Below are 6,806 nucleotides of genomic sequence, written 5' to 3'. Positions count from 1 at the left end.
CGCCCAGCGACCTCAAGGCCCGCGCTCGCGCCGCGCTCGCCACCGGCCTGCTCCTCGACGGCGACTCCGCCGAGGCCGCGACCCAGGCCCAGGCGGCGATCGAGCTGGCCCGAGCAGCCGGCCGGCTCGAGGAGGAGGGCTACGCGCTCACCACGCTCGGCGTCTGCCAGACGCTCAATGGGCGACTGGACGATGGGCTCGCGACCTTGGAGCGGGCCCGCCAGATCTGCGACGAGTGCGGCAGCCTCGAGGAGATCCTGCGCGTCTACGGGGACCTCACGTTCGTGCTCACGACAGCCGGCCGGCCGACCGAGTCCCTCGACACGGCCTACGCCGGGCTGGCCCGCTTCCGCAAGTTCGGCATCGGCGCCGAGGGTGGCGGACTGCTCCTCGTCAACATCGCAAGCACGCTGCAGGTGATCGGCGACTGGGACGCGGCAGTCCGGGGAGCGACCGACGCGCTGCGGCTCGGCATGCCGTCGCTCTTCGTCGGCTACCTGCACCTCGCGATCGCCGACATCGGGGTCGGCCGCGGTGACCGCGCGCTCGCCGACGAGCACGTGCGCGCGGCCGAGCTGATGGCACCGCTGCGCGGCGACGCATGGTTCGAGGGCACGCTGACCGCGACCCGGGCCGAGCGAGCACTGTGGGCCGGCGACCCGGCTGCCGCTCTGAGCATCGTCGCCGAGACGCTGCCGACGCTGGACAAGCCCGACTACGACGAGCTCGCGATCCGGCTGTGCTCGGTCGGCCGGCGCGCGGTGGCCGACCAGGCCGAGCGGGCCCGGCTGCTGTCCGACCAGCAGCCGCCGGACCCCCAGATCGTCAAGCTTCTCGGCCTCCGCGAGCAGCAGTGCCGCGAGGGCGCCCTCCGCGCTGCGACGCCGGCCATCGACGCGTTCCTGCTGCAGTGCGAAGCCGAGGCCGCGCGCGAACGGGGCCACAGCGACGCCGAAGCCTGGGCTCGCGCCGCCGAGGCGTGGCAGGCCATCAGCCAGCCCTACGCCCGGGCCTATGCACTCTGGCGCGAGGCCGAGGCCCTGGTCGCGGCCAGGTCGAAGCGCAAGGCGGGCACGGTCGTCGCCGAGGCGCAGGCGATCGCCGACGACCTCGGCGCGGCACCGCTGCGGGGCGAGCTGTCAGCCCTGGCCGGCCGCGCGACGCTCACCGTCGACGCGCCCGCCGCCAAGCCGGTACCGGCCAGCACCGCCCAGCGGCTCGGCCTGACGCCTCGCGAGCAGGAGGTGCTGCCGCTCGTGGCGTCCGGGCGCACCAACCGGCAGATCGCCCGTGCCCTCTTCATCAGCGAGAAGACGGTCAGCGTCCACGTCAGCAACATCATGATGAAGCTCGGCGCCAGCAACCGAGGCGAGGCAGCCGCGGCCGCGTTCACCCTCGAGCTGGTGCCGACGACCCCCTCGGAGTCGACCGGCTGACTGCCCGCCACGCCCTCACCTCCGCGGAGTGGTGGAGGTCGGGGCCTGATGTCGCTCGGACGGCCCCACGCTCCACCACTCGACGTGGCGGGTGCGGAGCGTATGGAGGGTGCCGAGGGTGTGGAAGGTCAGGTGCCGGCTGACTGCCCTCGGGTGAGGACGTCGGCGACGGTCCGGCCGTCCGGCACGCCGAGCCCGGTGCAGGGGTCCCAGCCGTCGCGCACCGCGGCGTAGGCCCCGTTGTCCCCGGTCGGTACGTCGCGCAGGCCGGTCCCCCCGGCCGCGTAGAGCAGCGGCGGCACGAAGCCGAGCGGCCCACCTGCCCGCTCCCGCACCCGGGCCAGCAGGGCCGCCCACACCGGAGCCGCGACCGACGTGCCGCCGCCCATGACGGTGTCGCCGGCGGCGTCGAGCACCGCGACGCCGGTCGCCAGGTCGGCCACGGCCGCGACGTCGGGCACGCCGCGACCCAGGAAGTCCGGGCGCTCCCAGGCGTCGACCGGGTCCGGCACGTCGGCCGTCGACTGCCAGGACGGCCGCGGGGTGACCGCGCTGATCCCGCCACCGCTCGCCGCGAGGCCGTCGTTCCAGACCGTCTCGCGGTCGGAGCCGGCGCTGTCCGGCCGCCGGGTGGTGCCGCCGACACCGAGCACCCAGGCGCTCGACGAGGGGTAGTCCGCGTGCACCCGGGTGCTCAGCGGGAGGCCGGCCGCGCCGTTGTCGCCGCAGGAGACGACGACGGTCACGCCGCGCAGCGCTGCGAGGGCGAGCGCCTGGTCGGCCTGCTCGGTCGCCATCCGGGTCCACGACGTCCCCGACCCCTTGTCCTCCGGAGCGCCGTAGCAGACGAGCAGCACGTCCGGCGCGTGCTCCTCCTCGACCACGGCGTGCAGCGCGTCGACGAAGCCCTGCTCGGTCGGCTCGGTGAACCACACCGTCACGTCGGCCTCCGGCGCCAGCGCGCCCACGACGGACAGGTCGAGCATCACCTCGTCGGTGAAGTCGGTGCCCTCGACGTCACCCCCCGAGGGCCAGTTGCCCGGGCCGCGCACCACGCGGTCCTGCAGGGTCGGCGCGGCGGTCTGCCGGAGCTCCTGGAGCCAGTAGCTGGTCAGCGCCTCGACGTCGTACCCGCCCATGACGACCTGGTCGGTGCCGCCGAGGCTGCCGCTGAAGGCGAGGACGGCGACCCGCACGCCCGCGCCGGTGCCCCCCGGGAAGTCGTACCAGTCGTCGATCTCGCCCGGCAGCGCCCACTCACGGTCCGCCTCGGCGACCGACTCGTCCATCTCGGCGCCCAGGTCGCCGTGCGACTTGATGACGTGCGACTTGATGACGTGCGACTTGATCACGTGGCTCTTGATGACGGTCTGGTCGGCGTGCGACTTGACGCCGGGGTCGGTGTGGCTCTTGATGACGTGCGACTTGATCACGTGGCTCTTGATGACGTGGGACTTGATGACGTAGGACGACAGGGCGCGCCGGTTGTCCAGCCCGAAGACGCCGACCACCGGGTCGAGGGCCGGGTCACCGAGACTGATCGCGCCCGCCCGGCCGACCAGGACGCCGTCGGCGGTGCGGTAGCGCATCCGGGCGACGTCGATCAGGCCGCCGAGCTGCTCCCACCGGGCCTGCACGTGCACGGCCCGCATGCCGACGGGGTGCACGTGGTCCACCCCGGCGTCCCGCAGCGCGCCCACGACGAGGTCGAGCGCGGCCGGGTCCGCCCCAGCCAGCTCCGCTGCCTCGACCCGGGACAGGAAGGGAACGTCCGCCCCGGCCAGGCGACGACGTACGTGCTCCTCCGCCGCCTCGACGACCGCGCGCTCACCGCCCGCCGGCTCCAGGTAGAGCGTCAGGTCGCACATAGCGCCGTCGCTCCACGGGACGTCCGCCGTCGCGTCGACGCAGCCGAGCGGCGGCTGCCGGAAGCTCGAGGCCAGAGCACGCGCCATTGCTGTCTCCCCCCACCTGCATCCCCCAACGCGGCCGCGGCGGCCGCTGCTGCCTGAACCCAACCGTCCCGATCAGCACGACGCAAGGTCTGAGGGCCTAAGGGTTCCGGGCGGCCGACCTTAGGCGCTTGCCCGATGTCGGGGCGGCCGGCCGCGACGAGAGTCCTGGCCAGACCTCGAGAGGCGGGGTCACACCCCGGAGGAGTCGTCATGACCCGCATCATCAGCAAGAAGCTCGCCGGCGGCGCCGTGCTCACGGGCTGCGTCCTGTTCGCCGGCACCCCGGCGTTCGGCGCCGTTGCGCCGGAGCCCGAGCCGCCCGGCGTGGCCGGCCAGCCGACGCAGTCGGTGATCGACCACTACCTGGCCGACACCAGCGGCACCACCTCGGTCGGCCACCAGAGCCGCACCGTCCCGACCCGGGCCGCTCAGAGCAAGGCCATGGTCGAGCACGCGGAGCGCATGGCGGCGGCCGACTCGTCCGTGCCCGGCGTCCTGTCGGCCCAGACGAAGGCCCAGGTCGAGCACCTCGAGCGCAGCTCGTCGAGCGGCTCAGCCTCTGTGTCCGGCGGTCTCTCGGCCCAGGCACAGGCGCAGGCCGCGTACCTCGACCAGCTGGCCGCGCAGCAGGAGGCGGCCGCCTCCACCGGCGCGGCGTCCGGCTCGACGTCGGACGACGACGACGTGTCGACGCCGCTGGTGGTCCTCGCGCTGCTGGGCGGCGGGCTGATCACGGGCGCCGTCACCACCTACACGCTGCGCCGGATCCGGCACGACGGCCCGGTGAGCGCCGCGACCGCCTGACCGGTCGCCTCCACAGGGGGATACGGGGGCCCGGCCGGGCCCGGGCGCCGGGGCATGCAGGGGGGCATGGCCCGGGCCCGGCCGCAGGACCGCACAGCACAGTCGCACAGAACGCACAGCACAGACCACGTCTTGCGAGGAGCTGGGGGGCTCGGGGGGCTCGGAGGACGACCCGCGGACCGCGGGGGGCACGAGGGGAGCGCGGTCCGTCGGGGAAGCAGCCGGTCGGGGGAACGGCTGCGCTGGGGGGAGGTGGCCCGGCCCGCATCATGCGGGCCGGGCCACCCTTGCGTGCGCCCGGCGCCGCTTCATCCACCACCCCGAGCCGGCCTAAGGGATCCGGGGCCGGCGACCTAGGAAGTCGCCCGATGTCGATCTTCCTCGACCGGCCGAGGCTCGGACCAGACCCCGAGGGACGGGGTCGGCAGGGGCGGGAGACTGAGATGACCAGCAGGCCGAGCACGAGCACCACCGCACTTGCGAGGGCGGCGACCGCCGCTGCCGTGCTGGCCGGGACGGCCCTGCTCGGAACCGCGGCGGCGTACGCCACGGTCGAGGACGGCACGCAGGCGCCGCCCACCACCCGGGTCGAGCTCCGGGACCAGCAGCCCGCCGACGGCCTGGAGCCGGTCCGGCTGCACCAGGTCTACCGGGTGCCGTTCGCCCAGCTGGCCTCGACCGGCGGGCGGTGAGTGCGGTGCGCGCGGCGAGCGTCGGCTACCGAGGGACCACCACGACCGAGCCCGGCGCCTCGCTGGCCCTGCGGGTCATGGCCGGCGACACCTGGACGGTGAGCCGGTCGACGACGGTCGCCCTGCCGCCCGAGCAGGTCCACGCCCGGGTCCCCTCGGGCTGGATCGTGGGGTCGCCGCGCGGTCGGGTGCGCACCGAGGTGTCCGTCACGACCGGCTCCGCGGCGCTGCGGGTCGACGTGGTGCTGGAGAGCCGGTTCCGCGGGCGGCGCTGCACGACGCTGACGATCCGCCCGGCCGGCACCGGCTCGGAGATCACCTGCAGCGTCACCGCGCGGCAGACCCTTCTCAGCCGGGCGATGAGCGCGGTCGGGTCGATGGACGCCCTCGTCGGCCCGGACGTGGAGCGGGCGCTCGCCCGGATCTCGACGCTCGCCGCCGTCTAGTGCAGCTCGTACGCCGCGCGCGCTAGTGCAGCTCGTACGCCGCACGCGCCAGCCGGAAGCCGTGCCCGCTGTGCCCGCTCCAGCAGACCATGCCGGTGAGCCGGCTCAGGCAGCTCATCCGGCCGGCGACGCTGGTGGTGCCGTAGGGCAGCGCGCCGCCGGACGGCGCGACCACGCCGACCTCGCACGGCCCGAGCCGGGCCGCGCCCGACCGGTCGACCTCGAGCAGCGGCAGCCAGCGGCCGGTGCACCCGTCCGGCCGGTCGCTCGGCGGGTAGTCGTGCTCCGCGATCACACAGGCCGCGTCGTCGCGGGTCAGCTGGCAGGTGATGTTGCCGGTCGGCGAGGTGAACGACCGGCGGGACACCACGGTCGCGCTGCGGGTCGGTGGGAAGCCGGGTGCCGCCGGGTCGACCGCCGGCCGGCCGGACCCCGCCGAGGCCGGCTGGTCGGACGCCGGCCGGCCGGACGACGACGCGCTGCCCGAGGGGCGGCTGCCGTCCGCGCCGCGGCCGCCGGACGTACCCGCTGAGTCGTTTCCGGCGCAGCCGGCCACGAGGAGCACCACCGCTGCGACCACCAGCCCGGTACGCCCCACCTCGGCACGATATGGCGAGGTGCCACTAACCGAGCTGGCGGGGCCACGGTGCAGCTAGTGACCCGAAGGCCCGCCGGTCGGCAGGGAAGGCCTCTCGTCAGCCGGTCGGCGCCTGCTCGCTGCTCTCGGCCTCGGCTGACGCGGCCGTCTCGCTCGTCGACGCGCTGGTGCCGCCGAGGTAGAGGCTGGCGATCTCCGGGTGGTTCACCACCTCGGTCGCGGTGCCGGTGAGGCGCACCTTGCCGCCTTCCATCACCACGCCGTGGGTGGCCAGCCCGAGGCCGAGCCGGACGTTCTGCTCGACCAGCAGGATCGTGACGCCGTCGTCGTGCAGCCGGTGCACCAGGTCGGCGACCGCGCCGAGGGAGCGCGGGTCCAGGCCGAGGGAGGGCTCGTCGAGCAGCAGCACCGTGGGGTCGAGCATCAGGCAGCGGGCGACCTCGACCATCCGCCGCTGGCCGCCGGACAGGTTGCCGGCGTGCTGCGCCGAGCGCTCCGCGACGATGGGGATCAGCGACTCGACCTCGGCGTAGCGCTTGGCCAGCAGCTTCTTGTCGCGGCGGATGAGGAAGCCGCCCATCAGCACGTTCTCCCGCACCGACATCTGCGGGAAGAGCGCGTGCGACTGGGGCACCTGCGTCACGCCGGCCTGCAGCACCGCGGCTGCGGAGCGGCCCGACAGCCGCTGGTCGTCGAGCACCACCTCGCCCTCGGAGCACGGCAGCAGTCCGCTCACCACGCGCAGCACCGTCGACTTGCCCGCGCCGTTGGGCCCGACGATGCAGGTGATCGAGCCGGTGTCGCACACCAGGTCGACGCCCTGCAGCACCGCACCGCCGCCGTAGCCGGCGACGACCCCGGTCAGCGCGAGCATG

The 6,806-nt window shown here is 74.8% G+C and carries 7 protein-coding genes; 4 read left to right on the top strand and 3 right to left on the bottom strand.

The features are described from left to right. Nucleotides 1-1,436, top strand: a 1,436-nt coding sequence (locus VK640_04525; protein HTE72449.1) for a helix-turn-helix transcriptional regulator, incomplete at its 5' end; no start/stop codon positions are given. A gap of 128 nt (nucleotides 1,437-1,564) precedes the next feature. Here VK640_04525 and VK640_04520 read toward each other — a convergent pair. Continuing rightward, nucleotides 1,565-3,391: a S53 family peptidase gene (locus VK640_04520; protein HTE72448.1), complete on the bottom strand. Its 1,827-nt coding sequence runs from the start codon at nucleotides 3,389-3,391 to the stop codon at nucleotides 1,565-1,567. A gap of 210 nt (nucleotides 3,392-3,601) precedes the next feature. Between VK640_04520 and VK640_04515 the strand changes: the two genes are divergently transcribed. The 3 genes from VK640_04515 to VK640_04505 all read left to right on the top strand — a co-directional run bounded on the left by VK640_04515 (nucleotide 3,602) and on the right by VK640_04505 (nucleotide 5,333). Beyond that, nucleotides 3,602-4,195, top strand: coding sequence for a hypothetical protein (locus tag VK640_04515; protein HTE72447.1), 594 nt, complete (start codon nucleotides 3,602-3,604; stop codon nucleotides 4,193-4,195). A 443-nt stretch (nucleotides 4,196-4,638) separates the two neighbouring features. After that, nucleotides 4,639-4,887 (top strand): hypothetical protein, encoded by a 249-nt coding sequence (locus VK640_04510; protein HTE72446.1) that lies wholly within the window; start codon nucleotides 4,639-4,641, stop codon nucleotides 4,885-4,887. Further along, a complete protein-coding gene (locus VK640_04505) occupies nucleotides 4,884-5,333 on the top strand; it encodes a hypothetical protein (GenBank protein ID HTE72445.1) in 450 nt (149 codons plus the stop codon). The genes VK640_04510 and VK640_04505 overlap by 4 nt, the downstream gene beginning before the upstream one ends. Before the next feature lie 22 nt (nucleotides 5,334-5,355). Here VK640_04505 and VK640_04500 read toward each other — a convergent pair whose 3' ends face one another. Next, nucleotides 5,356-5,931 carry a hypothetical protein gene (locus tag VK640_04500; protein HTE72444.1) on the bottom strand — a complete coding sequence of 192 codons (576 nt, stop codon included), beginning with the start codon at nucleotides 5,929-5,931 and terminating at the stop codon, nucleotides 5,356-5,358. A 97-nt stretch (nucleotides 5,932-6,028) separates the two neighbouring features. Next, nucleotides 6,029-6,805, bottom strand: a complete 777-nt coding sequence (locus tag VK640_04495; protein ID HTE72443.1) for an ATP-binding cassette domain-containing protein — start codon at nucleotides 6,803-6,805, stop codon at nucleotides 6,029-6,031. Nucleotide 6,806 lies beyond the last annotated feature (1 nt).

The organism is Actinomycetes bacterium (assembly GCA_035489715.1).
GTDB lineage: Bacteria > Actinomycetota > Actinomycetes > JACCUZ01 > JACCUZ01 > DATHAP01.
Note: the sequence above shows the minus strand (reverse complement) of the source record. Positions and strands in the feature narration are given on the sequence as shown.

Excerpts from the sequence above, each read along its gene's own strand:
- VK640_04520 (HTE72448.1), bottom strand. The coding sequence starts at position 3,391 with ATGGCGCGTGCTCTGGCCTCGAGCTTCCGGCAGCCGCCGCTCGGCTGC.
- VK640_04515 (HTE72447.1), top strand. The coding sequence starts at position 3,602 with ATGACCCGCATCATCAGCAAGAAGCTCGCCGGCGGCGCCGTGCTCACG.
- VK640_04510 (HTE72446.1), top strand. The coding sequence starts at position 4,639 with ATGACCAGCAGGCCGAGCACGAGCACCACCGCACTTGCGAGGGCGGCG.
- VK640_04495 (HTE72443.1), bottom strand. The coding sequence starts at position 6,805 with ATGCTCGCGCTGACCGGGGTCGTCGCCGGCTACGGCGGCGGTGCGGTG.